Consider the following 1857-nt stretch of genomic DNA (forward strand, 5'->3'; position numbering starts at 1 on the left):
CGACAAGAAAATGTCGTCATGCTTGGGCCATCGGGAGTGGGTAAAACTCATATTGCAGTAGCCCTTGGCTACAAAGCGGTTCAGGCGGGTATCAAGACCCGCTTTGTCAGTGCGTCAGATTTAATCCTGCAACTGGCCACAGCACAGCGGCAGGACAACTATAAGCAAGTGATGCAACGTTCAGTCGTAGCGCCCAGGCTACTCATTATTGATGAAATCGGCTATCTGCCCTTTAGCGCACATGAGGCAAAATTACTGTTTGACGTGATAGCCAAACGGTATGAAAAAGGCTCAGTTATTCTGACCAGTAACTTGCCATTCGGTCAGTGGGGACAGGTGTTTGCTAATGATACGGCACTGACTTCAGCCATGTTAGATCGGGTTTTACATCACTCTCATATCTTACAAATCAAAGGAGACAGCTATCGGATCAAAGAAAAGAAACAAGCCGGATTAATGGATAAACCCAAGGAGTAGTGGATCACTTTTAAGTTGTTGCTGTGGATCACTTTTAGACTGTTGTTGACACCCGGACTACCTCGCGCGTTGGGGAACACCGAAGTCACCTGACGAATTACATCAGCATAAATGCATAAACTGGCGGCTACAAATGGACGGTAGGTACTATCGCTGGGAGTTTAATAAGCAAGGACAACGACTGGAAGTTGCGGTGGAAGGCTCAATCGTGACCAATCATGCAGACATCGGGATTGCTGCTGCGCTAAACGGGCTCGGAATCGCCTATCACTTTGAGCGAGACGGCGTGGGTGAGCTTTTGGCGCAGGGACGCTTAGTCCAAGTACTCGCAGACTGGTCAATTTCACGCCCTGGGCTATTCCTCTACTATCCGAGCAGACAGCATAGACCGGCCCTTCTCGGTGCGTTCATCGACTGTCTATTGGACCGAAAACCCTTTGATCTGCTTTAGGCTCTGGCTATTTAGCGGCTGCACTGCGACGTCTCCCAAACTCTTAAATCCAAACCATGCTTAACATTCAACCACAATAGAACATTGTTACTATCAACACCCAATAAGATGCTTTGTGCAGTCCATCAGAAAAGGCCATACCAACTACTGTCACCAATTCCCCATTAGGACGCAAGCCGGACAAAATTGGGTGGCCAAGGTTTTAAGACGCGGACTGTTTGAGTAAGGAGCGGTAGCGACGAACGAGTTACCGCGTCGCCTTGGACGCGCGATTTTGGGCCGGGCTTTCGCAGCGGCCTGGGGTCGCCTTTTCTTTGCGCCGCTTTCTTTTGGCGACGCAAAAGAAAGCGGCTCGCCAGCGGCGAAAGCTTTAAAACAAGAAATCTAGCAATCAAACACAGTTACAACTACACAGACAAACTTCGTTTATCCATCTGACTGCGTATTCTGCCCCAAAGTGAACACCGATTCTGATTTAAAATGAACACCTGTTCTGGTTTTATCTGAACACCCATTCTGGCGCAAAGTGAACACTTTGGGTCTATTTCCAGAATCAGTGTTCATTTACTCCAGAATGCTTTTTCTGCGTTGATTGTTGTCACTGATAACCTGTCTATTTTCAGATGGATACGGTTATGCCCAGACAGAGAACTTCAATGCGTAAACTTCGTGAAATCCTAAGACTTCGCCTCTATGCAGGCCTGTCCATCCGACAGATCCGCGATAGCCTGCGTGTCAGCATCGGCGCTATCCAAAAAGTGGCCACGGCGGCTGAGCAAAACGGCATCACCTGGCCCTTGATATGCACACTTGACGACAGCGAACTGGCCCGGTGGTTTTACCCTCAAGCCGATACTCAGGTCTCCACCCGCCTGGAACTACCTGATTGGTGCGCTGTGCACAAAGAGCTGCGTAAAGCCGGTGTCACT

General features: G+C 49.1%; 1 protein-coding gene and 2 pseudogenes. All 3 read left to right on the forward strand.

The features are described from left to right. Positions 1 to 477: IS21-like element helper ATPase IstB (gene istB, locus J2W69_RS20550; protein WP_310282095.1), on the forward strand; the 477-nt coding region annotated here is incomplete at its 5' end. A 61-nt stretch (positions 478 to 538) separates the two neighbouring features. Further along, positions 539 to 928, forward strand: a pseudogene (locus J2W69_RS20685) (LysR substrate-binding domain-containing protein); the annotation flags it as partial. Between the two features lie 635 nt (positions 929 to 1563). Then, positions 1564 to 1857: pseudogene (locus J2W69_RS20555) on the forward strand (IS21 family transposase); the annotation flags it as partial.

The sequence above is a fragment of the Rheinheimera soli genome, from assembly GCF_031457405.1.
Taxonomy (GTDB): Bacteria; Pseudomonadota; Gammaproteobacteria; order Enterobacterales; family Alteromonadaceae; genus Pararheinheimera; species Pararheinheimera soli_A.